19 protein-coding genes are annotated in these 24,301 nt (G+C 44.1%); 10 read left to right on the top strand and 9 right to left on the bottom strand.

Annotated features, from left to right (window positions below; genetic code table 11):
* Position 1: 1 nt before the first annotated feature.
* The 3 genes from Q0R52_RS00960 to Q0R52_RS00950 form a co-directional block, all read right to left on the bottom strand.
* Complete coding sequence (locus Q0R52_RS00960) at positions 2-2,527, bottom strand: TonB-dependent receptor (protein WP_295791098.1); 2,526 nt, start codon at positions 2,525-2,527, stop codon at positions 2-4.
* 501 nt (positions 2,528-3,028) lie between these two features.
* A complete protein-coding gene (leuS, locus tag Q0R52_RS00955; protein ID WP_295791095.1) occupies positions 3,029-5,833 on the bottom strand; it encodes a leucine--tRNA ligase in 2,805 nt (934 codons plus the stop codon).
* 186 nt (positions 5,834-6,019) lie between these two features.
* Positions 6,020-6,481 (bottom strand): protein tyrosine phosphatase family protein, encoded by a 462-nt coding sequence (locus Q0R52_RS00950; protein WP_295791091.1) that lies wholly within the window; start codon positions 6,479-6,481, stop codon positions 6,020-6,022.
* Between the two features lie 334 nt (positions 6,482-6,815).
* Between Q0R52_RS00950 and Q0R52_RS00945 the strand changes: the two genes are divergently transcribed.
* Together Q0R52_RS00945 and Q0R52_RS00940 are read left to right on the top strand one after the other, a co-directional pair.
* A complete protein-coding gene (locus Q0R52_RS00945) occupies positions 6,816-7,589 on the top strand; it encodes a hypothetical protein (RefSeq protein ID WP_295791088.1) in 774 nt (257 codons plus the stop codon).
* Positions 7,590-8,039: 450 nt separating this feature from the next.
* Positions 8,040-8,825, top strand: a complete 786-nt coding sequence (locus Q0R52_RS00940) for a hypothetical protein (RefSeq protein WP_295791085.1) — start codon at positions 8,040-8,042, stop codon at positions 8,823-8,825.
* 86 nt (positions 8,826-8,911) lie between these two features.
* Here the strand turns inward: Q0R52_RS00940 and Q0R52_RS00935 are convergent, their stop codons facing one another.
* The 3 genes from Q0R52_RS00935 to Q0R52_RS00925 are packed head-to-tail and all read right to left on the bottom strand — an operon-like array spanning position 8,912 to position 12,704.
* Entirely contained in the window at positions 8,912-10,834 is a 1,923-nt protein-coding gene (locus tag Q0R52_RS00935) for a GMC family oxidoreductase (protein ID WP_295791076.1), read from the bottom strand.
* Between the two features lie 39 nt (positions 10,835-10,873).
* Positions 10,874-11,344 carry a hypothetical protein gene (locus tag Q0R52_RS00930; protein ID WP_295791066.1) on the bottom strand — a complete coding sequence of 157 codons (471 nt, stop codon included), beginning with the start codon at positions 11,342-11,344 and terminating at the stop codon, positions 10,874-10,876.
* Positions 11,345-11,372: 28 nt separating this feature from the next.
* The gene (locus Q0R52_RS00925) at positions 11,373-12,704 is read right to left on the bottom strand and encodes a hypothetical protein (RefSeq protein WP_295791064.1); all 1,332 of its coding nucleotides are present in this window, start codon (positions 12,702-12,704) and stop codon (positions 11,373-11,375) included.
* Positions 12,705-12,974: 270 nt separating this feature from the next.
* Here Q0R52_RS00925 and dctA point away from each other — a divergent pair, with 270 nt between their 5' ends.
* The 4 genes from dctA (at position 12,975) to Q0R52_RS00905 (ending at position 16,689) form a co-directional block, all read left to right on the top strand.
* Positions 12,975-14,213 (top strand): C4-dicarboxylate transporter DctA, encoded by a 1,239-nt coding sequence (gene dctA / locus Q0R52_RS00920; RefSeq protein WP_295791061.1) that lies wholly within the window; start codon positions 12,975-12,977, stop codon positions 14,211-14,213.
* 12 nt (positions 14,214-14,225) lie between these two features.
* Complete coding sequence (locus Q0R52_RS00915) at positions 14,226-14,666, top strand: hypothetical protein (protein ID WP_295791059.1); 441 nt, start codon at positions 14,226-14,228, stop codon at positions 14,664-14,666.
* Positions 14,667-14,806: 140 nt separating this feature from the next.
* Positions 14,807-15,679, top strand: a complete 873-nt coding sequence (gene sucD, locus Q0R52_RS00910) for a succinate--CoA ligase subunit alpha (RefSeq protein ID WP_252792627.1) — start codon at positions 14,807-14,809, stop codon at positions 15,677-15,679.
* Between the two features lie 137 nt (positions 15,680-15,816).
* Positions 15,817-16,689 carry an FkbM family methyltransferase gene (locus Q0R52_RS00905; RefSeq protein WP_295791055.1) on the top strand — a complete coding sequence of 291 codons (873 nt, stop codon included), beginning with the start codon at positions 15,817-15,819 and terminating at the stop codon, positions 16,687-16,689.
* Between the two features lie 226 nt (positions 16,690-16,915).
* Here the strand turns inward: Q0R52_RS00905 and Q0R52_RS00900 are convergent, their stop codons facing one another.
* Positions 16,916-18,727, bottom strand: coding sequence for a DNA mismatch repair protein MutS (locus Q0R52_RS00900; protein ID WP_295791050.1), 1,812 nt, complete (start codon positions 18,725-18,727; stop codon positions 16,916-16,918).
* Positions 18,728-18,874: 147 nt separating this feature from the next.
* Here Q0R52_RS00900 and rlmH point away from each other — a divergent pair, with 147 nt between their 5' ends.
* The 3 genes from rlmH to Q0R52_RS00885 all read left to right on the top strand — a co-directional run bounded on the left by rlmH (position 18,875) and on the right by Q0R52_RS00885 (position 21,455).
* The gene (rlmH, locus tag Q0R52_RS00895; protein WP_252792631.1) at positions 18,875-19,348 is read left to right on the top strand and encodes a 23S rRNA (pseudouridine(1915)-N(3))-methyltransferase RlmH; all 474 of its coding nucleotides are present in this window, start codon (positions 18,875-18,877) and stop codon (positions 19,346-19,348) included.
* A gap of 106 nt (positions 19,349-19,454) precedes the next feature.
* Positions 19,455-20,381, top strand: coding sequence for an aspartyl/asparaginyl beta-hydroxylase domain-containing protein (locus tag Q0R52_RS00890; protein ID WP_295791045.1), 927 nt, complete (start codon positions 19,455-19,457; stop codon positions 20,379-20,381).
* Positions 20,382-20,531: 150 nt separating this feature from the next.
* Positions 20,532-21,455, top strand: a complete 924-nt coding sequence (locus Q0R52_RS00885; RefSeq protein WP_295791042.1) for a cation diffusion facilitator family transporter — start codon at positions 20,532-20,534, stop codon at positions 21,453-21,455.
* A gap of 248 nt (positions 21,456-21,703) precedes the next feature.
* On the opposite strand, the gene Q0R52_RS00880 is transcribed toward Q0R52_RS00885, so the two are convergent.
* The gene (locus tag Q0R52_RS00880; protein ID WP_295791039.1) at positions 21,704-22,207 is read right to left on the bottom strand and encodes a DUF5606 domain-containing protein; all 504 of its coding nucleotides are present in this window, start codon (positions 22,205-22,207) and stop codon (positions 21,704-21,706) included.
* 87 nt (positions 22,208-22,294) lie between these two features.
* Positions 22,295-22,732: a peptidylprolyl isomerase gene (locus Q0R52_RS00875; RefSeq protein ID WP_252792635.1), complete on the bottom strand. Its 438-nt coding sequence runs from the start codon at positions 22,730-22,732 to the stop codon at positions 22,295-22,297.
* Positions 22,733-23,079: 347 nt separating this feature from the next.
* Here Q0R52_RS00875 and Q0R52_RS00870 point away from each other — a divergent pair, with 347 nt between their 5' ends.
* A complete protein-coding gene (locus tag Q0R52_RS00870) occupies positions 23,080-24,261 on the top strand; it encodes an asparagine synthetase B (protein WP_295791031.1) in 1,182 nt (393 codons plus the stop codon).
* Positions 24,262-24,301 lie beyond the last annotated feature (40 nt).

Raw genomic sequence — 24,301 nt, 5'->3', positions numbered from 1 at the left:
ATTATCTTCCGCCGCCGGCAGGTGCGCCACCGCCACCACCCTGGTCGCCTTGTTTCAAGTCGTCGTTGTTAACGCCTTTCTTAGGAGCATTAGGGTTGCTGAAGCTTAACTTACCAAAGCTGTAGCTGAATGTTATACCGTACGAGCGGAACGGCAACTGGAAGTTGCTATACTGCTTGTAACCCGGGCTACTTAAATTAGTAGTGAAGTTTTTGTTCGCGTGGAACGGTTCGATTACGTTAAGTCCAATAGCAAGCCTCTTTTGCATCAGCTGTTTCTTGGCGCCTATACCAAATATGCTGAAGTTTGAGGTCGTTCCTTGCAAGGTGTGACGTGGCGAGCTGCCGAAAGCAAATGTTTCAACCACATAATCTTTTGGCAGGTTAAGGCTTGCCCTTACGAATCCGCCATACTGTATGTAAGTTCCGTTTTGTGATTTATCCTTGCTGAATAAACCTGTAGGGTCGGGTTTATAAGTGTAGGCATTGATGTTCATAATAATTGTCAATGCTTTGAAAGGGTTAATAGTTCCGAAGATGCTGCCACCGAAGGAATTATTGGCACCTACGTTTTGAAACCTGGTTAACGATATGGTAGTTGAATCAGGTCCGTAAGGTTGGTACGGTGCGCCAATGCCCTCGATGAGGCCAGCAGTATGTTTGTAATACGCCGACACATTTAAGATAGAAGTACCGATAAACGAATTATAATCAACCTCTAAAGTCTGCGAAACTTCGGGGCTTAGCTGCGGGTTACCAACCTGCCATGCCTGTGAGTTGCTTTTGTTAACAAAAGGGTTTAAAAACTGCAGGCTTGGGCGTGTTATACGCTTGCTATAAGCCAGCTTAATAGTTTGTGTGGTGGTTAGCTGTTTTTGAATAGTTAAGCTGGGTACCACTGTAAGATATGTTTGGTTAAATGGCTGTACTTCCTGGCTTAACGATTCCGGGTCGCCATGTATGCTGGTGTTCTCTAACCTCATACCTGCCAGTATCGACCATTTTTTAGGCAGGGTAATTGTGAAAACAGAATAACCCGCAACAACGTTTTGATTATATTTGTAAATGTTTGATAACACGTTATCAAAGTAGAAATTAGCGTTAGGATCGTTATTCACCTGAGTATAATCGTATGAATAATAGTCCGAAGTACTGTTTATCCTTCTGAAAATGCCTTTACCACCAGCTTCTAATTTAAACACTTTGTTTATTGGCAAAGTATAATCACCCTGCAGGGTAAATTCATTATTAAGCCCGGCAATATTATTTTTCACATTCGGATTGAATTGAGTTGAAAAAAGGTTGGTATAGTTTGTAGTACCTGTGCCATGGCTCCATTGGGTTGATAAATCAAGCTCTTCGCCTTCTTTTTTAAACTTGTGGGTATAATCAAAGTTCCAGTCAAAATTGCTGAATTCGTTGTGCTGAGTCGAGTGTAAATCATAAACATACGGCCCTTGGAACGGATTTGCACCGAAAGTATGGGTATTGCTGTTAGTGTTAAAGTTAAAATCGAGCAGCTTAAACGATGAATTGATACTGTTAAATGCGTTAAATTCATAGTTAGCGCTTATCGAGCTGTTGCTGGCGTGCCTGGTAACCCTGCTTGTTCCATGCGAGGTTGAGTTGGTTGCATCACCAAGCTCAATCATCTGGTCGATGGTTGAAGTTTGCGGCCAGGTTAAGTTACCGCCTATATTAGCATTAAGGCTAAAGCGGTTTTTGTTGTAACCAAGGTTAAAGTTACCGTTGTTTTGCCTGGTACCTACAGCTGCACTAACCGAACCGCTGATGCCTGAAACATTTTTTTGCTTGGTTATGATGTTGATAATACCTGCTGAACCTTCTGCGTCATACTTTGCCGATGGCGAGGTGATAACTTCAATGCTTTTGATTTGCGAAGCCGGGATGGCTTTCAACACATCAGATAAGCTGGTTGATGTAGCGCCTGATGGTTTGCCGTTGATAAGCACACGTACGTTGGCATCGCCGCGTACTGATACGTTACCGTTAATGTCAACCGTTACCAATGGAACTTTACCCAATAAATCGGTAGCGTTACCACCTGCAGCGGTAATATCCTTTTCAGCATTGTAAACAATCTTATCAATTTTGTTTTCGATCAGGGCAGACTGACCCTGAATCTGTACTTCCTTGAGCACCTTTGAGCTTGGAGGAACAGAAATGACACCCATATTGTTATCAGGTTTTGCGGCTGTAGTTACTACCGGGTCGATAACTTTATCAGGATAGCCGATAAAAGTTATCACCACTTTGTAATTACCGGGCTTAACGTTGTCAAGTCTGAAGTTTCCTTTTTCGTCGGTAATAACACCGGTAATGGGCGCCTTACCACCACTGCGGTACAAACCAACAGATGCATAGTCCATCGGTTTTTTAGTAAGGGAATCGATTACGTTACCGGAAATTTTTCCGACCGTCGTCGATCCGCCACCTCCCAGGCCTATTTGGGCCTTAGCGGTGATAAAAGAGCATAAAATTGCTATAATTATGTAAAAACGTTTCATTTTTTAATGATTTTGGTAATTGGAGGCGAAAATAGATGAAATGTTACAGGCAAAGTGTGATTATTTAACAATGAACTTTAAGTGTAACAACTTAGTTGCAAAGCTTAGTGTCTGATATACAACATCAGCCGCGGGTTAAAGATGGTTTGAACTGTGTTTTTGCTTGTTTTTTTGTGGCTTTCGGAGGACATGAACATTGGCTTTAATAGAGTTTATTTGCCAAAAATATTCATGGTTTTTTACTTCTGGCAGCTTTTTAAACTATATTTTTTTTGCCGTACTATACAAATAATTTTTGCGTTAACCATATACGTAACAGGCAAATAAGTCGCAAATTTCCGATTGAAATACCGCCATTTTTCCGGCGAACCTGTTTGTTTGATTCCTTTCCATTTTGATGATTGAGTTAGTACCCACTATACAAATGGAGCAGGACAAACAGGACAATTGCACGAAAGTATTTTACCGGGCACGGTAATAAACCATGCCCGGTAAAAAATATTATACCACCATATTTACAATCCTGCCTTTAACTACAATCACTTTTCTTGGTGTTTTTCCGTCAAGGTATTTTTGTACGTCGGCACTGGCTAAAACAAAAGCTTCCACATCAGCCCCTTCAAGGCTAAGCGGAATGTTAAGGTTAAGCTTGGTTTTGCCATTTATCGATATAGGGTAAGCAAACTCATCCTCTACCAAATAAGCAGGGTTGAATTTTGGAAATGATGTATAGGATAAAGTTCCCGCCTCGTTGCCTAAAAAAGTCCATAGTTCCTCGCAAATATGCGGCGCATACGGCGAAAGAATGATAACCATATCATTTAAGATAGCCTTGTTGTTTGATTTAAGCGCCGTAAGCTCATTTACCGCAATCATAAAGCTGGAAACAGAGGTATTGAACGAGAAACGCTCCACGTCTTCTTCAACCTTGCGGATAATGGTATGTAAAGTCTTCAGTTCAGCTTTTGATGGCTCGTTTCCAGATACGCTGAATTCCCAGGCATCATTATGAAACAACCGCCAGAACTTGCGTAAAAACTTAAACACACCCTCAATACCGTTGGTGTTCCATGGTTTGCTTTGCTCCAACGGGCCTAAGAACATTTCGTACATCCGCAGGGTGTCGGCGCCGTAGCGTGAAATCAAATCATCGGGGTTAACCACGTTGAATTTTGATTTGGACATTTTTTCGACTTCAACGCCGCAGATGTATTTGCCGTTTTCCAAAATGAATTCGGCATCGGCATATTCGGGGCGCCATTGCTTAAATTTAGCAATGTTTAATACCTCGTTCTCCACAATGTTCACATCCACGTGCTGCGGCGATGTCTTGTACTCTTTAATCAACCCGTGTGATACGAGCGTGTTCGTCGGGCGCCCTTCTTCGTCAATTACCCGGTACACAAAATTGCTGCGCCCCTGTATCATTCCCTGGTTAATCAGTTTTTTGAAAGGTTCTTCCACAGCAACAAGGCCAATGTCTTTCATAAATTTATTCCAGAAACGACTGTACAACAGGTGGCCAGTGGCATGCTCGCTGCCGCCTATGTAAAGGTCAACATCTTTCCAATACTCAATCGCATCTTTCGAGGCAAAGGCCTCATCGTTCTGTGCATCCATATACCTGAACCAGTACCAGCTGCTGCCGGCCCAGCCGGGCATAGTGCTTAGTTCGTACTCGTGGCCATTATAGTTCCAGTCTTTTGCACGCGCCAAAGGTGGCTCGCCGTCTTCGGTGGGCAAATATTTATCTACCTCGGGCAATACCAAAGGCAGGTCTTTTTCTGCTATTAAATAAGGCAGCTCATCTTTAAAATAAACAGGCACAGGCTCGCCCCAATAGCGCTGACGGCCAAATATGGCATCGCGCATCCTAAAATTCACTTTTGCTTTACCCGCACCAACTTCTTCCAGTTTCGCAATAACTGCGGCGGTTGCCTCTTTATAAGTTAAACCGTTTATAAAACCGGAGTTTACATAATGCCCTTCTTTAGTCGGGTCGGCCTCGGTTTCTATTTTTTGTATGTCGATGATTTGTATGATCGGCAGGTTATAGTGCTTTGCAAAAAGGTAATCGCGCTGGTCGCCTGATGGCACGGCCATAACAGCTCCTGTACCATAACCAGCAAGCACATAGTCGGCAATCCAGATAGGCACTTTTGCGCCATCAACCGGATTTATAGCGTAGCTGCCGGTAAACGCGCCCGATACCGTTTTAGCATCCGACATGCGCTCCAATTCCGATTTCTTTTTTGCCTGGGCTATGTAGTTATCAATATCTGCCTTTTGTTCAGCAGTTGTTAACCCGGCCACTAACTCATGCTCAGGTGCAAGCACCAGGAACGACGCTCCGAAAATGGTGTCGGCACGTGTCGTAAAAACCTCAATATAGTTATTAGAGGTTGGAGATTGGAGATTAGTTCCATTCTCAAGTTGAAATCTCACCAAGGCTCCTACACTTTTGCCAATCCAGTTCCTTTGCATTTCTTTCAAAGGCTCCGGCCAGTCAATGGTGTCAAGGCCTTTTAAAAGCCTGTCAGCATAGGCGGTTATGCGCATGCTCCACTGCATCATTTTCTTTTGCTCAACAGGGTAGCCGCCGCGTTCGCTAAAGCCGTCTTTTACTTCGTCGTTAGCCAACACAGTACCAAGAGCCGGGCACCAGTTTACGGTACTTTCGCGCAGGTAAGTAAGGCGGTATTTTAACAATTCTGCCTGCTGCTCCTGGTTGCTCATAGCCTTCCATTCATCAGCAGTAAAGCTTTGTATTTCGTCATCGCACACGGCGTTTATGCCGGCCGATCCATTTTGCTCAAAATGTTTTACCAGTTTATCAATGCTTTCGGCCTTATCAGCATCCTTATTATACCAGCTGTTGAACAACTGCATAAAAATCCATTGCGTCCATTTATAATAATCGGGCGAGCTGGTGCGTACTTCGCGGCTCCAGTCGAACGAAAAGCCAATCTGGTCAAGCTGGCGACGGTAGGTAGCAATATTTGCCTCGGTAGTTATAGCCGGATGCTGCCCGGTTTGTATGGCATATTGCTCGGCCGGCAGGCCAAAGCTATCGTAACCCATAGGGTGCAGCACGTTAAAACCCTTCAGCCTTTTATAGCGCGCAAAAATATCGGATGCGATATAGCCCAGAGGGTGGCCCACATGCAGCCCGGCACCCGAAGGGTATGGGAACATATCCAGTACATAGTACTTGGGTTTAGTGGTTTTATCGTCAGCTTTAAAGGTTTGGTTATCAGCCCAAAACTTTTGCCACTTTTGCTCTATATCTTTAAATTGATAGTCCATTTTATTAGTTACGCATATGAGGCTGCGAAATTAAGAAAATCCCTATTAGTTTGGTAGTGAATAAGTCCAAAAAGTCCGAAAGTCCGAAAAGTCCGGTAGCCCAAAAGACAAAAGAGCCCGAAAGTTCGGATGAAAAGCTGCTGTTACTGGTTATTTCATTCCGCAATCGGCATTCCGACTTCCGAATTAATTTCCACTTTTCACTTCTTGCAGGTATTGTACGCTTTCATCAATGAATTGTTGCCAGATATCGTCGGGTTGCCAAACGTCTTCAATAAACGATTGCATTTGCATGGTATCCAGTTCGCCCTTGTTAAAAAGATAAAGCCCTGTAAATGCCGATGCACGGTAATTTGCTGCACAGTGCAGCAATATTTTTTTACCTGCGTGCTGGTCCATATAATTAATAAAGGCTAACAGCTCGCTCAATTGCGGGTCATCAAACACAACTGGAATTTGTATATATTCAATTCCGAGCCCGGCAACAATAGTTTCTTCACCTGGCAATGCAAACTTGCCCGTTGGCATCGCCAGGTTTATAACTACCTGGTAATTTTCATCAGCAAGTTGCTTTAACTGTGCTTCAGTAGGTTGCCCGGCGCAGGCCAGCGCATTGTTTACCTGCTTAAAATTATAGATGCTGCTCATATTGCAAATTTAGTGTTTTCTTAAGCTGGTTACAGGTCAGCAGTCACGTCTAATTGGTTTTTGGTGTTTTTATTGTTTTCTACTGATAAACAGTATTTTACATTGGTTTCCTGACGGTCAATTCTGTTTCTCACCGCGTTTTACTTCAAACTGCTCACCTCACAACTGCCAATTGTCCTAATCGTTTGCCCAATGGTAAAACATTAGTTATCTGTCGGTTAAATGTTATAATTATTAAGTATTGAAAGACTTTTTTTACAAATAATTTATAGATATTATGAGTTTATGATTATTTTTATTCCGATAAATTATTATAAACTAATCTACAAAGGGTATGAAACTAAATCTACGCAAAGCATTGCCATTGCTAATGGTAGTTGCATTATTTTATTCGGCTTGTAAAAAAACAGAAAATAAGCCGGCAGCTACAACCAACAAAACCGATGCAATTGGTGCAGCTATCGCAAAAAACCTTGTGCAATCATTATCAGGCGCTTATGGTGGCGCCAGTATTAAAGATGGTGTAGGTGCTTCATCGGCAATTGCTGCTGCTTCGCCTAAATTAAAAACTCAGGCAATAGGCTGTGGTTTCTATATTGATAACAGCTTAGACGTTAAGTTTAACCAGGGCGACTCTATAAAATCGCATACTGTTGGTACAGTAAATTATTTCTTTCTTTGCGACAACCAAAGGACTACAGGTTACAACTTGTACGATTCACTATCGACGACAGGCAAAGGCCCCGGCTACGATTTCTTTTTTGCGCTTGTGCAGGATTTTAAAGTACGCGGTTTAAATGTCGACAATTCAAACTTTACTTTGAATGGCCGTTTGAAATCATATGTTGATTTTGATTACAAAATCAAACCAAAAAGTTCATCATCGGTTCACAATATATTCCACTTTATTGATTGCCAGATTCATGCTGCCGACAACTTTGATATAGTAGCAGGGGATGCAACTTTCGAATCAATTGGCGAGACCAGCACCGGTGCATGGGATTACAGCGGTACCATCAAGTTCCTGGGTAACCATAAAGCTAAATTAACTTTCCTTAGCAAAGTTTATCTTATTGATTTGCTAACTGGTGATGTAACCCCGGCTTAGTCAACCTCAATTAAATATATCGAAGCCCTTACCGGTTTTCCGGTAAGGGCTTTTTTTATTTGCCCAGATTGCGCTGAACCTGGCAACTTATGATATAAAGACTAACAGTATCGTACCAGCATTTAAGAAAGCACAGAGTACAGCAACCTATTTTGAGAGTTTGAAGTCCTTTCAGCGAACGCCGGGGCTGGCTTTTTTATGGTGATGTAATTAACAGGCGTTTATATAACTTTAGAAATGGGGAATGGGGTAGGGAAAATATTCCCAGTATCCCGGCGCTTTTCGTTTTGATGCAGCAAAAGTATTCGACGATCAGAAATGGCGGCATTTTTGTTTTGTATGGATGTGTTGACAAAAAGAAATAAGTCGAAAAGGTTTGAGTAGAATTTTTTAACGACCTTTACAACACAAAGTTCAATGTTTACTTTATCACAATTTTAATTCTCCCAAATGAAATTAAGAGCACTATTTGCTATTATGCTGCTTGCAGGTATGGCAGTGGTTTATACAGCCTGTAAAAAATCAGATGCCGCAGCTTCGGGCCCGGCGTTAACTGCACCACAGGTTGCCAGCCAGGTGGCGCTCGACATCACAGCCGACCTTTTCGGAGGCTACGGCGGACTTGATTTTTCCGGCGGACTGCAAGCGCCAACAGGTTTCGGCGTTAAACAGCACACTCAGGGCCGTTTATTACATGATATGAGCAATCCTTTTTGCGGGTTGGTAATTGACACCGCTTTAAATGCCACCGAAACTGTAGGAGTTGATTCGACCGTGTCGGTGTCGGGTCATATTTATTTTGCGTTTAGCTGCACAAACGATAATGTTACCGGCTTTACCACCAAAGATGATTTAAATATAGGGGTAACAACACCGCAATTTTCTATCGTCGCTAAAATAAACGAAAACCTGACCGTTGCATCTATCGACCCAACAAACGATAATTCAAAATTATCGATGAATGGTTCGCTTGCATCGAGCGGAACTTATAACTATAAAACAGCTAAAAAGAGCGGCACTAAATCATTTAACTATGTGCTTACCCATTTAGTGCTTGATCCGGACAATGATGGCGATATCACAAGCGGCTCCGCGTCCTTTATAACCAAGGGTACGGGCTCGAACGGCAGCTGGAGCTACACTGGTACAATTACCTTTTTAGGGAACCATAAAGCTACCATAACCATTAACGGGAAAACTTACAATGTAGACCTGCGAACAGGTGCGACGAGCTAAACAAGCCCTGGCAAAGCCATAAAAAAAGGCCCTGTTCAAAAATTTTGAGCAGGGCCTTTTTGTTGATGTGCATATCTCAAATCATCTTAAGCAAAACTTTGTAATATGGCATCTGCCGCTTTAAAGGCGAGCGCCGTCATGGTTAAGGTAGGATTTGACGTTGCTGTGGTAGGCATCGAGCCGCAACCTACAATGTACAGGTTGTCGTGGTCCCAGCTTTTCATATTTGCATCGGTTACTGAGTCGTCCCCGGTAGTGCCCATGCGGTGCGTACCCATAACGTGACCGGCGCCCTGTGCATAATATTTTACACCTTCATATTTAAAAACACCGCCGTTCCCAACTGGTACGCCGGTGTTATTTTCTACACCGAGTGTATCGAAAATAAAGTCGGTTGCGGCGGCAGCGGCTTTAAAGCCTTCCATGGTGTAAACGTCAAAATCATAGTAGATCTCGGGCCGCGGCACGCCCAGGTTGTCGAAGCAGGTTTTGGAAGGCACGATATAACAATTGTCTGCATCGGGCAACTGCTCAATCAAAAAACCAATACGGAACTGGCGTGTAAAATTACTTTGAATACTTTGCCTTAGCGCAGTGCCGAATATTCCCACTGTTGGCGTTCCGGATTGGTCGGGCGGCATAGGGCTTACCACATCAATTACCTGATTATAAGGTGCACCGCCCGGCCAGTTCCATCCCTCGTTACCTATTTCTATACGGAAAGAGGCGCGCTCACTGCGGAATGCGCCGTCGCGGGTGCCTTCAATTCCTGATGTCGACAATGGGCCTCTGAAAGGGTATACCGGCTTTGGCATAAGGCCCCAACCCAGGTACATAGGGTGGTCCATCAGGTTTTTACCTACCTGGCCGCTGTAATTGGCAACGCCTGCCGGTATTTGCGTATTCGACATCAGCAGTAGTTTTGCGGCCTCGATAGCGTGGGCGGCAACTATGTATTTTGTGCCTGTCGCGGTAAATGTACCTGTACAGGGGCCGCCGGTGGTTTCGTATGTTTTGTACTCCACACCGGTCACTTCCATTGTGGTCATATCCAGGGTAATATTGGTTGCAACGGCCTGGTAAATAATATCAACATTGCCTGTCATCAAGGCTTTGGCCATTGTAACAGTAGCATCGTATTTTGCCTGTATAGGACAAATGGGCGTGCAATTGGTATTACCCTGGCACTGGCGGCGGCCATTATCATAAAACTCGCCGTTTTTCATTTGGTTGGGTACGCCGTTTCGCCCCGCGGGGGTGCCCGTTACTTTTAACGAACTGCCGTCGAAAGTTTGGCCGGCCAGGCCAGCATCCATAGTATTATCAAGTATGGTAGCCGGTATTTTAGCCATGGGATAAACGTATCCTTCGCTAAAAGTTATACCATGAATTTGCTGCTCGTCGACATCGGCTGATACACCAATTTCAAACTCCGCCTGGTCATAGTAATCAGAGAGATCCTCATAACCTATGGGCCAGTCGACCGCCTGGTTATATACCGTTTTTAATTTAAAATCATTGGGGAGCATACGCAGGGAGGTGCCCAGCCAGTGCCACGATGTACCGCCGCCCCGCCGTTCGTAGGTACTGCCAAAGGGCACAGGGCCGCGCTGGATAAAGTAACCATTGTTTTTTATAGATACTTTTGGATCGGCACAATCAATAGTGGCCGGAGGTGGTGCACCCGCCGGAAGTTGCGCAGGGTTATCCAGGGTAAACGGCGGAATTGGTTGTATATCTAATACCGCTGGCCGCGGCGCATTGTAATTCTGTACATATGGCGATTCAGGCGTTTTGGCCATCGCCATAAAAAAGTCGTTCATAAATTCGGCGCGATTACCTGTTATCAATTGGTTTTCGTCAGGGTTGGTAACAAGTCCATCAATAGCAATACCCGCTTCAAGTACCAGCACCTTTTTATTTGCCGATGCAAGCCTGTATGCCAACGCGCTCCCGGCCCAGCCGCCGCCCACTATCACCGCATCATATTGTTTGGTTGAATTATCCATGGTTTAAATATTTTATAGGTTAGGTTGTAATTTGCTTGGTTAATTTATCTGTGGCAGGGTTGGGATATTGGCCCAATAACCATACTCGCCTACGCTGTAACCCATAGGATGCGCGCCCATTTCGCCCCAAACCAAGCCGTTGGTATACGCCAGCGGCGAAACAACATGGTCGATATTTGGTGATGTGAACGAATTGGGGTTTTTAGTAAGATCGTACCATGTACCAAAAAACCACAGATATATGATATTTTGCGCCAGCCGGGTTATCGCAAGGTTTTCAATTATCTTTTCCTGCACGGCAGCCGGCAGTCCGGGTGGCGGCGTTGCCGATATGCTGTTCCATACCTGCGTCAACTCATTGAGTTGTGCCGCGGGTATATTATTGCTTGCGAGGCTAAGCTCTGCAAATAATGTTGCCGCTATTTGCTGCGTATCGTTTTGGGGCTTCAACGTAACGGCCGGGTAGCCGGTTAGTGCGGCCGAAAGACTTACAAATTCATCGAGTGTCATATGGATAGGTTTTATGGTAGAGTAACGTCTATTTTTTTAGAGATTGTGCTGATTTTAAAAGATAGGTGAAGTCCGACGGTCGGCCCGCCCAGGTTACCGAGGCATTATGGCAGCCGATGCAACTGGATGTAACGCCGGGGCTGTAAACTATTTTTCCATTTACTACACTGCCCTGGTCATAGGTTTCTAATGTTGCATTTGCCATATACACAGGGAAAGGGTCGCCAGTATTGCTCTGGGTAGGATGCACGGGCCATTGTGTTCCAATCAGCTCGTAATATTGCCAAACGCTATGCGGGTTAATAGCCACCAATATTTTGTGGATGGAGTCGTTAAGGGCTTGTGTGCCGGTATCTATAGGGGTGAGGCGTGCCACCTGGCTTGGTACCTGGCCGGGTATGCCGGGGTTCCAGGGCTGAGCAGGAGCTTTATTAAGGGCTTTATCGCCGGCGGCTACGTTGTAATAATTATAATGCTTGCCGTTTACTGCTTTGCCAAGGTCGGGTGCATTATCCACCTGCTCAAAAGTCGACCATATCCATTGCGGTGATATGGTTGTCCTCGTGCCAATGTGTAAGCCTACCAGGCCAACCCATGCCTCGTAACTGCTATCCCTAATGCCCCTTGATGCCAGCGCCGGGATGTGGATGATGGCTTTAACTTTGTGGAACCGCGAGGTGTCATCTCCTTTGCCGAGTACTTTCCACGACGCTTTTACCATTATCGCCCCATACGTTTTCTTGGTATTATCGCCTTGGGGGAATAAAACTGAATCTGTAAAAGCCTGCTGGCCTTGTATGTTGTAGAGCTTATGCGTGTCGATGTAATCAAACATTTCCTTGTTCATTGCAATTTCAAAGCGGTTGTATTGGCCATTTTGGTCGATGAGCGGGCCTGTCATAAACGGTTGGAAAATGAAAGTCATATTGGCCGGGGTTTTGCCTGTTTGCGAAAGGTTTGCTTCCTTGCTTTGCAACCCGGTGTCCCACGGGGCAGGGGGCAGGCCATTAGCCAGGAAAACCTCGTAATTTTTTTTCCATGTTTCCCATACGGTGGCATTATCGCCAAACTGGCCGATTACCCCGTGGCCTTGCGCCGGCCAGCACATGGCGATGAACGAATCCCACGAAAAAACGTCGAAACTTCTGCGTATTGTCGTTTCGAGCACTCCTGTTCCTTTCGGGGGCAGTGTTACGTCAAAAGGCAATACCGGGCTCAGCGGCGTTTTTACCTGGCCCGAGTCAGCATGGGCAACATTGGTTTTGTTGCCGCCTGGACCGTTTCCACAGGATGCAGAACCCAGGTACACAATGACGGCCGCAAAGGCAATTAATAAGGCAATGGTGTTGATTTTTCTCATCAGGTTAGGTTAATTAATATTAATGAAGTGCAGGCTGTAATTTACGGACGGCAAATTACGCTGGTTAGTTATGTTGCAAATAGTTTGGGATATGCCAGAAATGTTGATTTCTTTCATAGTGATAAAGTTATTTAGGCGTCGATTAGGTTTTAATCTTAACCAAATCTAATTAATAATTATTGATATTTAACAGGCTGTCTTATTTTTTATCAACACTGCTACAAACTTTTTCCGCAATTATCATAACACGGCGAATATTCGTATTATTGAATGATGAAGAAACTACTCCTTAACCTAAATTTCCAGGTGATTGCCGCCATTTTGCTGGGTGTTATTGCGGGCTTCTTTTTTAAATCGTTCGGACCTACCGCTCAAACCATCAGCAAAATGTTTATCAGCCTTATAACTATGCTGATAGCGCCGATTATATTTTTAACGATAGTGCTGGGTATTGCCGGAATGAGCGATATGAAAAAGGTGGGCAGGGTAGGCGGCAAGGCGTTGTTGTATTTTGAAATTGTGAGCACGTTTGCCCTGGTGATAGGTATTATAGTGGCCAACCTGGTAAAGCCAGGAGCGGACTTTATAAACACCACCAAAGTTGACGCTGTTAAACTGGCCGGCTTCCAAAAGGCCGCTGCCGAAATGCATTGGGTTGATTTTGTAACCCACATCATTCCGTCAAACGTATTTGATGCATTTGCTAAAGGCGATATTTTACAGATACTGTTGTTTGCCATATTATTCGGCTTAGGGCTTAGCAAAATGGGCGAAGGCGGTCAAACAGTCATCAACCTATTCGAAAAAATATCAAAAGTGTTCTTTAATATCATGCACATGGTGATGCGGCTGGCACCAATCGGCGCATTTGCGGGGATGGCTTACACCATAAGCACTTATGGCGTTAAAACGCTGCAGCCGCTTGGATTATTGATGGCCTCGGTTTACATCACCATGTTCCTTTTTATATTTGTGGCGCTTAACGTTGTCTGCTACCTATATAAGTTCAGCCTTTGGGAATATTTAAAATTTATAAAGGACGAAATATTGTTGGTATTGGGCACTTCTTCCTCCGAGACAGCCTTACCGGGCATGATGGAGAAGATGGAGAAATTCGGCTGCTCAAAATCGGTAGTCGGGCTGGTAATACCGACGGGGTATTCATTCAACCTTGATGGCACCACCATTTATCTCTCTATGGCGGTGATATTTTTGGCCCAGGTATTTAAGGTACCGTTATCGCTGGAACGGCAAGTAATGCTGATAGGCGTACTGATGATTACATCAAAAGGGGCGGCAGCGGTAACCGGTGGAGGGTTTATTATACTTACCTCAACATTGGCGGCATTAAAAATTATACCAGTTGAGGGCGTGGCCATATTGTTCGGGGTGGATAGGTTTATGTCGGAAGCGCGGGCAATAACCAATATGATTGGCAATGGGATAGCGACGATTGTGATAGCGAAGAGTGAGGGGGAGTTTAGGGCCGGAGAACTGACAGAGAAATAGTTAAGCAGTCCAATGATGAAATTTGTAGATAATTTACAGGATGTTCATTCGATATTTTTGATAAGTGTAGAAGAACCAATTGATAACCAATTGCTACTGACCATTCGTGAGGCAGTTGTATCAAATGATGAGGAATATATCAGCATAGGCGATAAGACAATTGGACCTGCCAGGAGAGTTAATAATGAAGGCCCAATCCACCAAATATTTTTCGATAATTACGCCACCTATTCGGTATTCAATGAAAGTTTTTTGATTTTTAATAGAGATGACGAATACACAGGTCGTTTATTGGTCGAGTTTTCAGGTTCAGCTTACCTAAATTATATTCGTTCGAATAGTTCAATGGAGTATGTTTCTGAAGAAAAGTTGAGACATTTTGGTATACATTGCCAAAATCACATTATTTATATCGCGGCTTTAACTGAGCCCGTAGTTAGTTTGAATATTTAATTAATCTGTTTTTGCCTGCCTGGTCGGCAACGTATTTTCACTAAGCAAAAGCCAAGGTTGGTCAATTGTAAAATTGTTCATCCATTTCGGGGTATGGGGGCAAATTTTTTTTAGCTTTGCGCTACAAATAAAAAAATCCAATGAGTGTACTCGTAAATAAAGATTCTAAAGTAATAGTTCAGGGTTTTACAGGTAAAGAAGGCAGTTTCCACGCTTCCCAAATGATTGAGTACGGAACGCAGGTTGTAGGTGGTGTAACGCCGGGCAAAGGCGGTCAGCAGCACCTGGACAGGCCGGTATTTAATACCGTAGCTGATGCAGTTGCTGAAACAGGCGCCAACGTGTCCATCATATTTGTACCCCCTGCTTTTGCGGCAGACTCTATAATGGAAGCAGCCGAAGCCGGTATTAAAGTTATTGTTTGTATTACCGAAGGTATCCCCACAAAGGATATGATTATGGTAAAGGAATATATTAAGGGTCGCGACACCCGTTTGATCGGTCCTAACTGCCCCGGCATTATTACTGCCGACGAAGCGAAGATAGGTATTATGCCGGGCTTCATTTTCAAAAAAGGCCATGTTGGTGTAGTTTCAAAATCAGGTACCTTAACTTACGAAGCAGTAGATCAGGTAGTAAAAGCCGGCTTAGGTATCACTACAGCCATTGGTATTGGCGGTGACCCGATCATCGGAACAACCACCAAAGAAGCGGTTGAACTGTTGATGAACGATCCCGAAACACACGGCATTATTATGATAGGCGAGATTGGTGGCGGTATGGAAGCTGAAGCAGCACTTTGGATCAAAGCAAATGGCACTAAGCCAGTGGTAGGCTTTATTGCCGGCCAAACAGCGCCTCCGGGCCGCAGAATGGGCCATGCAGGTGCAATTGTTGGCGGCGCCGACGACACTGCAGCAGCAAAAATGAAAATTATGCGCGAGTGCGGTATTCGCGTGGTGGAATCACCAGCTGAAATTGGTGCAGCATTGGCAGAAGAATTGGCTAAATAGAGGCCCCCTAACCCCCTAAAGGGGGAACGAAAACGATAATTTAATCCTGGCTTAGGGCCGGGATTTTTTTTGCGAAAATTTTGTAAGGGCGACCGTTTGCAAACAATTAAATCCGTTAGTATCATTACTTTTACGGCATGGGCAATAATCTGTTTAACAAGTTTGTAAAATCAATCGACAGTAATAATCGCGGCGGTTTAAGCTGCTATTTGAGGCGCGTGCCGGTTTTACCTGCTATTTTGCTGCAAAAACTCAAAGTTAACAAGGTGGTAAAAGTGCCTTTGTTTTTTGGCGAAAATATGCACGTGGTTACCGGCGAAACGGTGTCGTCGCACATCATTTCGTTTGGTTACGCCGAAATAGCTTTAACGGCTTTGATGTTAAAGGCCCTGAAGGATGGGGATACCTTTGTTGATGTTGGCACCCATTTTGGCTACGAGGCGCTATTGGCCTCAACCCTGGTTGGCACGCAAGGCAGTGTTACCTCATTCGAGCCAAACCTGTTTTCGCACAGCATTGCCATGCTCAATTTAAAAAACGCCAATACCCGCTTATATAATTACGCTGTTGGCAGTTACGATGGCGTGGCAAAAATGCTAAACCATGACGTTTCCGGTTCGGCCTTTAACAGCGTGGTTAGTGATGCCACAGCCGGAAATGTTGTAGAAGTACCAATAAAAACCCTCGACACCGCGCTTGCCGGCCGGCCAAAACCTATAGATTTTATTAAGTGTGATGTTGAAGGGCTGGAAGTTGAAGTGATGAACGGTGCCGCCGGTATACTTAAACAGGATAAACCGCTTGTAGTGCTGGAAGCCGACATGCCCGATGATGGAAAGCCATCTGCCCGGGCCCTTGAACTGGAAAAGCTTATGGGGCAATTTGGCTACCTGGCTTATAACTTTGAGCTGGACGGTGAGGAGTTTAAGGTGAGTAAACTTGGGAGTTTGCCGGCCAGTCATGCTAATATTTTGTTTGTGCATGAAAGTAAGCGGGTAAACTTTTCTTGATCAACAAATTAACGCCCAATAAGCAACGCCGGGAATCTGTGTAATGATGCTGTGATGTTCCCCCCGATTGTCTTTGCGAGTGGAGAGCGAGTGCGGCAACCGCAGACTTTGCAGAGCGGCCTAGTATAATTCGCGATTGCTTAGTTCCTTACAGCAATGACGTGAGGGGTTGGTCACTACTGCTCACTGCCAACTTACTACTGCCTACTGTACACTGCTACTGCTCTCACTCCTCCCCCACATCAATCCCAATCTGCTTAAGCAACAGTGAAGCGTTGAAGGTTTTACACTCGCCATCTTTTATTTTATAGTCAAAAACCATTTCGCCGTTTATAACCTGTATGTCGAAGTAAAAATTGCGAACATAGTTCGGGTGGGATTGTTCAAGTTCGGCGATCTGTAAATCGTGGGTGGCAACCATGCCCACGCCTTTCTTTTTTATCAACTGCTCTATAACAGCTTTCGAGCCGCGGTATTTGTCAACCGAGTTGGTACCCCGCAGCATTTCATCTATCAAAAAGAAAACTTTGTTTTCCGTCTCCACAGCACCCAGTAGCATTTGCAAACGATCCAGCTCAGCTTTAAAGGTTGAAGTGCTTTCATTCAGCGAATCCTTTATGCGCATATAGGTGATAACAGTAATAACCGATACCTGCATCTCAGCAGCGCAAACCGGCGCGCCGCAAAGTGCCAGCACTGTATTAATACCTATGGTACGTAAAAAAGTACTTTTACCGGCCATATTTGAACCAGTGATGATGTCTATTTTAAACGTATCTGTAAGTTCATAATCATTAGTTACGCGTTTGTCTGCGCCTATAAGCGGATGGGCCAGGCTTTTGGCCGCAAGGGTATAACTTTCGCCCTCAACAATTTGGGGAATGCACCATTCCGGGTAGTTTATTCTCAGGCTCGACAGACTTATCACCGCTTCAAATTCGGCAACAACATTAAAAGCTGCTTCTATGTGTACCAGGTTATTCTTCTTCCAGTTTTCAATAGCAATCAACTGGCGGATATCCCAAAGAAAAATTGCATTTAAAACAACCAGCATTACCATATTAAGCCGGTAGTTAAGCTTATTTATCAATTGCGAAAGCTGCTCCACTTTGCCTGATATACTTTCCCCATTTTCGTTTTTTATTTGTATTGCCAGGCTTTTTAAATAAGGCGATTGCCATTCCTCGTTCTCGATGCTTTTAAACGCAAGCACAAAATGATGCAGCGTAGTACCTATCTTGCCGGCAATTAAATCCGCCTTTTGCACCAGCGATGCCTTTGAGCTTACGATACGAAAATTAACAAGCATTATAAGCGGCGGAATATAGCGTGCAGGTGCATAAAATATGCTGGCAATTGCTAACGCCAGTAAAATATAGGGCGAAGCCTGGCAATAAATAGCAAGCAGCTTTTCGCTCTGCAGGGTAACCGGGATTTTTAAATAAGCAACCAGGTTTTTTATTTGATCGCGGCTTTGTTTCAACGAAAATAACAGGTGCGCCTGTATATCCAGCTTCCAGTCGTTTTTACCGGCAATTTCATCAACCGCCTGCTGGCGCTCAATTATAACGTCTTTAGCGGCAGGCTGGTGCAACCACGAAGCCAGCTTAGCCATACCGGGGAAGGTTGCAGCACGGTTTACCAGCTGGTATAACGAGTAACTGCCAAATATATCGAGGTCGGCGGTGTAAATATGTTTGTCATCGTTAAACATCGCCCCATCGTCGTAAATATTTTTGCAGCTTTCAATCGAACCAATTTCATTCTCATTAACCCGTTTAATGTCTAAAAAATAGTTCTTAAGGGTTTCAAAGCCGTTTTGTTTGTTTACCAGCCAGCTAAAACAAATTATTAAAATAACCAGCGCTATAGCTACTACTGTAATCTCATCTGTACTTACAGCTATACAAACCGCAACTATAAAAAGGCCGAACGCCACCAGCCGGAGCAATGAGTAATTATTGGCCAGCTCTTTATATTTATCGGCTTCCTTTTGGGCAAAATCGGCGCGCTGCCGGTAGTCGGTTAGTATGTCCATTTTTTGTTGTAAAGTTGGAATGTTACAAAGTTGTAAGGTTGTGATAGTAACCGTTGCAGTATCCGGAGGCGAATTTATAACATTCCAACTTTACAACCTTACAACATTTCAACAATATCTTAACTTTGCAGTCTTACAACTTCGTAAATGAAAATTACTTTCCTAACCGTTGGCAAAACCGAAGATACTTACCTCAAAGACGGCATTGAAAAGTATGTAAAGCGTTTAAAACATTATACAAAGCTGGTATTTGTTGATATTGACGAACTTAAAAACACCAAGGCGCTAACCCAGGAGCAGCAAAAAGCTAAGGAAGCTGAGTTAATACTAAAAAAAATAACAGCACTTGATTATGTTATCCTGCTTGATGAAAAGGGTATGCAGTTAACGTCGCAGCAGTTTGCAGCTTATATTGATAAAAAAGCAGTAGGATCAGTAACCAGCCTTGTTTTTATTGTTGGCGGGCCGTATGGGTTCGATCAATCTGTTTATGCCCGGGCTAACGATAAACTGTCGCTATCGGCCATGACCTTTTCGCACCAAATGGTACGCCTGTTTTTTATCGAGCAGCTATACCGTGCTTTTACCATTATTAAAGGCGAACCTTATCATCATTCCTGACTTATCAACAGACAGTCAGTAAACTGTAAAAAACGCACTAATTGCAGGCAAAAACGCCCTCTGTGTAGCGTATAGCCCTATTTTTGGTAAAAAATGCGTTACATCTATGCAGCATCTTCTTATCGAACTCGTTTCCTTCAAGTTTATATTGTTCTACATATTAATTATTTCAACAATAATAGTTCATTACCGCGGTAAGGTTAGGTTTAAGTTTTTCAGGCAGTTAACCGACCATTCAACCTTTATGGCTCCGATAAATATGCCCATGTACGCTTTCTCTGCTGTAGAGAACAAGCCCTACATTGCAGCTGATAACTTCCCGCAGCTTAACCAGCTAAAAGACAACTGGCAAACTATACGCGACGAAGCCCTGCAGCTGGAACGCGAAGAACTGATAAAAGGATCTGACAAGTATAACGACATGGGTTTCAACTCCTTTTTCCGTAGGGGCTGGAAGCGTTTTTATTTAAAATGGTATGATGATTTTCATCCATCGGCCAAAAAATACTGCCCGCAGACTATTGAGCTGATAAAAGGGATACCTGAAGTAAAAGCCGCTATGTTTGCCGTGTTACCCGCCGGCAGCGAATTGCTGATGCACCGCGACCCATATGCAGGCTCATTACGTTATCATTTAGGGTTGATAACCCCCAACTCCGATGCCTGCCATATTGTAGTTGATGGCCAAAGCTACGCCTGGCGCGATGGTGAGCATGTGCTGTTCGACGAAACCTATATCCACTACGCCGAAAACAAAACCGACACCGACCGCATCATCCTGTTTTGTGATGTGCAGCGCCCGGTGAAAGGCATATTCGCCCGCGGCTGGAATGCGTTTTTCGGCTGGTTTATTATGGCCGCAGCCGTATCACCAAACATGGGCGAGGATAAAACCGGTAACATTAATAAGGCGTTCAGGTATGTATACTCGATAAGATTACTGGGCAAACGCATAAAGGCTTATAACCGTAATTTGTATTACGCGGTTAAGTATTTGCTGATGTTGGGGATTTTGTATTTGATCTTCTTTTAATTATTCATCTTTTCAGAACCAAGAGCCAATAGAGAATTTATATCGGCTCATTTCAGATTATTTCAGTGAAATTTCTCTGATTCCTGTTTTTTCTCTTGATTCTTGACTCTTGACTCTTGGTTCTCATCTTTGATTTCTTATTTTTGCGGCATGTCAGCAGGTCACGATCATTCAGGTCACCACCATCACGATCATGCCCCCAAGCTTGATCATCTTAACGCCGCTTTTATATGGGGCATCATTTTAAATTCGGCATTTGTTGTTATCGAAGTGGTTGCGGGTCTGTATACCCATTCGCTATCGCTATTAACTGATGCCGGCCATAATTTAAGCGACGTAGCCAGCCTGGCACTTGCTTTATTAGCTTTTAAACTTACAAAAGTAAACGCTAACGATAATTATACTTACGGCTATAAACGCTCCACCATAATAGTTTCCTTTTTTAACGCCGTAATACTGTTTGTGGCGGTGGGATTTATTATTTATGAGGCCATTATGCGCTTTATGCATACCGAAACAGTGGCAGGCGGCACCATGGCCTGGGTAGCCTTTATTGGCATAGGTATAAATGCCTTTACCGCCTGGCTTTTCGTTAAAGATAAGGACACCGACCTGAATGTTAAAGGCGCGTACCTGCACATGGCAGTTGATGCTATAGTATCGTTCGGCGTTGTTATATCGGGGCTGGTAATTTATTTCACGAAGTTATATTGGATTGACAGCGCAGTATCACTGATTATCGCCATCGTTATTTTAAGGGGAACCTGGAGCCTGCTTAAAGATAGTCTTCGATTAGAGATGGACGGCGTACCCAAAGCCATGGAGCTTGAAAAGATAAAGGCCGAACTGATGAAATGCAAGGGTATTATTGATGTGCACCACATGCACGTTTGGGCCTTAAGCACCACCGAAAATGCACTGACTGCCCACCTGGTGATTAATTCTGAATTACTGCCCACCTTCAACAGTATCAAAAAAGACCTCAGGCACCGCCTTCAGCACATGGATATTAACCATGCCACCTTCGAGCCCGAAATTGAGGAAGAGGATTGCAAGCAGTTGAATTGTGATTAGATAACACTTCTTCTCGCGCGTCATTGCGAGGAACGAAGCAACCTCTGCACATGCAAATCAATGAAGTAAAAACTTAGTGTTGACCTATCAGCCGCTTTTAAGGGTTTGTAAATATTGGGGTCTCTGATTGTCCTGCGTAGAGGTTGCTTCGTTCCTCGCTCGTAATAACAAATTTTCAAACAAAAAAGCCAGAGAAATTCCCCGGCTTCTTCCAGAGACACAAGTATTGTGCCCCTACAAATAAATCTTTATGCTTTTTTGGCAGCTGCCTTTTTAGCTTTTGGCTTTGCGGGCGCTTCTTCGGTTGCTGCAACTGCTTCAACCGGTGCGGCAGGTTCTTCGGCAACAGATGCAGGTTCAGTTGCGGGATCAGCCTCGTTAAATAACGGAAAATCCTTTAATACCTGGTACCAGCTGATAATTTTTTTCATATCAGATGCATACACTTTTTCCTCGTCATGATCCGGCGCTACTTCGCGGAAGAAGGTACGTAGTGCCTTGCCGTCAGCCTTGGCATCCGGTACGCTTGCGGCGGTTTTCATCCGCTCAAAAACGTCAACCAGCTTAATATCGTCCTCAAGTCCGAAGATGGTTATCTCGTGCAATGCAGCAAGCTTAGCAGTTGATAAGTTTGCAATCAACTTGGCCCGCTGTGCATCTAAACTCTCTAAAATATAGCCCGTCTTATTTTGTGCCAAAGCTCTCCACAAACCAGGCTTACCTGATACAGCTACAATTCCCTGTAAATTCATTTATATGTATTTATGTAAGTGGTGAGTTGAGCATGGTGAGTAGTTTTTGAATTGCCAAACCACTCACTACGCTCCACTCTTTATTCACTATTCCTCAATAACGTCGATTCCTAATATTTTATCACCTTGTTTAATGGCGTCAACCACTTCAACATTTTCAACCACTTTACCAAATACGGTGTGGTTGCGGTCTAAATGGGCAGTGTTATCGCGGCTGTGGCAGATAAAAAACTGCGAGCTGCCGGTATTGCGGCCAGCGTGAGCCATTGATAAAACACCGCGGTCGTGGTATTGGTTGTCGCCTGTTAATTCACAGTCGATACGTGTGCCCGAGCCACCTGCGCCTGTACCTGTTGGGTCGCCGCCCTGTATTACGAAATTAGGGATAACCCTGTGGAAAGTCACGTTGTTATAAAAGCCCGACTTTGCCAGGCCCAGAAAGTTTGCAACAGTGTTTGGTGCATCCTTGTCAAAAAACTCAACGGTCATGTCGCCTTTTTCGGTTTTGATAATTGCTTTGCTCATCTTTTTTAAAAATAGTAGGCAAAGGTAGTAAAAAAGGTAAAAGGAGGAAAGGTTTTTTGGGTGAGAGATTAGTGGTTAGCTGAAAAATTATGTGGTCAATATTTTAAACACATTATCAGCGGCTCTTGAAATAATCATTTGTGTATTCTGCTGCCTTGTTGACTATTAATGAATAATAGCTTCGATAATTATTCGTTACATTTGATAATCAATACCGAAAAGTGTTCAATAAAATGCGTAGACAAATCTCCTCCCCTTTTTCCTTTCGCCTTTCAGCTTTCACCTTTCTGCTTTTAGCTTTAACCCTTTTACCAATCCTCACACGGGCTGCCTCTATCCTAATCCCGATGGATGAGGAACAAAAGGACCACTTAAAATCGTACGGCATCGCTTTCTGGACGCTTAAAAACGGCGAGGAAATCGACTGGTTGCTTAACTACCGTGGCGGCAGCTTTATGATGAAGTATGATAAAAAGATTGAGGACGAATGTAAAATACGCGGTGTAAGTTACCAGGTTTTAGCAGATGCAAAAGCGGACCAGATATTAACCGAAGTGAGCGATCCATCCGTAAATATGGATGTGGTTAAACTGGAGAAAGCGCCTAAAATGGCAGTGTATTCGCCAAAAAACAAACTACCCTGGGATGATGCCGTTACGCTGGTATTAAAATACGCCGAGATACCTTACGATGTTGTCTATGACGAAGAAGTAATTAAAGGCGATTTACCCAAGTACGACTGGCTGCACCTGCACCACGAGGACTTTACCGGGCAATACAGTAAGTTTTACGGCGCTTTCAGGTACGAGCAATGGTATAACGACGATATACGCATACAGGAACAAACTGCACATAAACTGGGCTTCAAAAAGGTATCGCAAATGAAACTGGCTGTTGCCGAGCATATCCGCGATTTTTGTGCCGGCGGAGGCTTCCTTTTTGCCATGTGCTCGGGTACCGATACGTTTGACATCGCCCTGGCGTCGGCCAATACCGATATATGCGAACAAATGTTTGACGGCGATGGTGCCGACCCCGCAGCACAATCAAAATTGGATTTTAGTCAAACTTTTGCGTTTAAAAACTTCACGCTGGATATGAACCCGATGTCGCACCAGTTTAGCAATATCGATGTTACCTCGACCCGGCAGGTAGAGCGCACAAGGGACTTTTTTACCTTGTTCGATTTTTCGGCCAAATGGGATGTGGTGCCAAGCATGCTTACCCAAAACCACGACAAAGTGATAAAAGGCTTTATGGGCCTTACCACCGCTTTCAACAAGAACTACCTGAAGCCCGGCGTAACCATTATGGGCGAAATGAAAAGCAATAACGAGGCCCGCTACATACATGGTGAATACGGCAAAGGCCAATGGACATTTTACGGCGGCCACGACCCTGAAGATTATCAACACATAGTAGGCGATCCGCCAACCGACCTTAAGCTGCACCCCAACTCGCCCGGCTACAGGCTTATTTTAAATAATGTACTGTTCCCGGCTGCCAAGAAGAAGAAGCAGAAGACGTGATTAGTGATTAGTTAATTAGAGATTAGTTACCTCGCGGCGA

Origin of the sequence: Mucilaginibacter sp. (assembly GCF_025359345.1) — a bacterium.
Taxonomy (GTDB): Bacteria; Bacteroidota; Bacteroidia; order Sphingobacteriales; family Sphingobacteriaceae; genus Mucilaginibacter.
The sequence above is the reverse complement of the archived record's forward strand: the minus strand, read 5'-3'. Positions and strand labels throughout refer to the sequence as shown.

Coding starts and splice junctions, on each gene's coding strand:
- Q0R52_RS00960 (WP_295791098.1), bottom strand. CDS start 2,527: ATGAAACGTTTTTACATAATTATAGCAATTTTATGCTCTTTTATCACC.
- leuS (WP_295791095.1), bottom strand. CDS start 5,833: ATGGACTATCAATTTAAAGATATAGAGCAAAAGTGGCAAAAGTTTTGG.
- Q0R52_RS00950 (WP_295791091.1), bottom strand. CDS start 6,481: ATGAGCAGCATCTATAATTTTAAGCAGGTAAACAATGCGCTGGCCTGC.
- Q0R52_RS00945 (WP_295791088.1), top strand. CDS start 6,816: ATGAAACTAAATCTACGCAAAGCATTGCCATTGCTAATGGTAGTTGCA.
- Q0R52_RS00940 (WP_295791085.1), top strand. CDS start 8,040: ATGAAATTAAGAGCACTATTTGCTATTATGCTGCTTGCAGGTATGGCA.
- Q0R52_RS00935 (WP_295791076.1), bottom strand. CDS start 10,834: ATGGATAATTCAACCAAACAATATGATGCGGTGATAGTGGGCGGCGGC.
- Q0R52_RS00930 (WP_295791066.1), bottom strand. CDS start 11,344: ATGACACTCGATGAATTTGTAAGTCTTTCGGCCGCACTAACCGGCTAC.
- Q0R52_RS00925 (WP_295791064.1), bottom strand. CDS start 12,704: ATGAGAAAAATCAACACCATTGCCTTATTAATTGCCTTTGCGGCCGTC.
- dctA (WP_295791061.1), top strand. CDS start 12,975: ATGATGAAGAAACTACTCCTTAACCTAAATTTCCAGGTGATTGCCGCC.
- Q0R52_RS00915 (WP_295791059.1), top strand. CDS start 14,226: ATGATGAAATTTGTAGATAATTTACAGGATGTTCATTCGATATTTTTG.
- sucD (WP_252792627.1), top strand. CDS start 14,807: ATGAGTGTACTCGTAAATAAAGATTCTAAAGTAATAGTTCAGGGTTTT.
- Q0R52_RS00905 (WP_295791055.1), top strand. CDS start 15,817: ATGGGCAATAATCTGTTTAACAAGTTTGTAAAATCAATCGACAGTAAT.
- Q0R52_RS00900 (WP_295791050.1), bottom strand. CDS start 18,727: ATGGACATACTAACCGACTACCGGCAGCGCGCCGATTTTGCCCAAAAG.
- rlmH (WP_252792631.1), top strand. CDS start 18,875: ATGAAAATTACTTTCCTAACCGTTGGCAAAACCGAAGATACTTACCTC.
- Q0R52_RS00890 (WP_295791045.1), top strand. CDS start 19,455: ATGCAGCATCTTCTTATCGAACTCGTTTCCTTCAAGTTTATATTGTTC.
- Q0R52_RS00885 (WP_295791042.1), top strand. CDS start 20,532: ATGTCAGCAGGTCACGATCATTCAGGTCACCACCATCACGATCATGCC.
- Q0R52_RS00880 (WP_295791039.1), bottom strand. CDS start 22,207: ATGAATTTACAGGGAATTGTAGCTGTATCAGGTAAGCCTGGTTTGTGG.
- Q0R52_RS00875 (WP_252792635.1), bottom strand. CDS start 22,732: ATGAGCAAAGCAATTATCAAAACCGAAAAAGGCGACATGACCGTTGAG.
- Q0R52_RS00870 (WP_295791031.1), top strand. CDS start 23,080: ATGGATGAGGAACAAAAGGACCACTTAAAATCGTACGGCATCGCTTTC.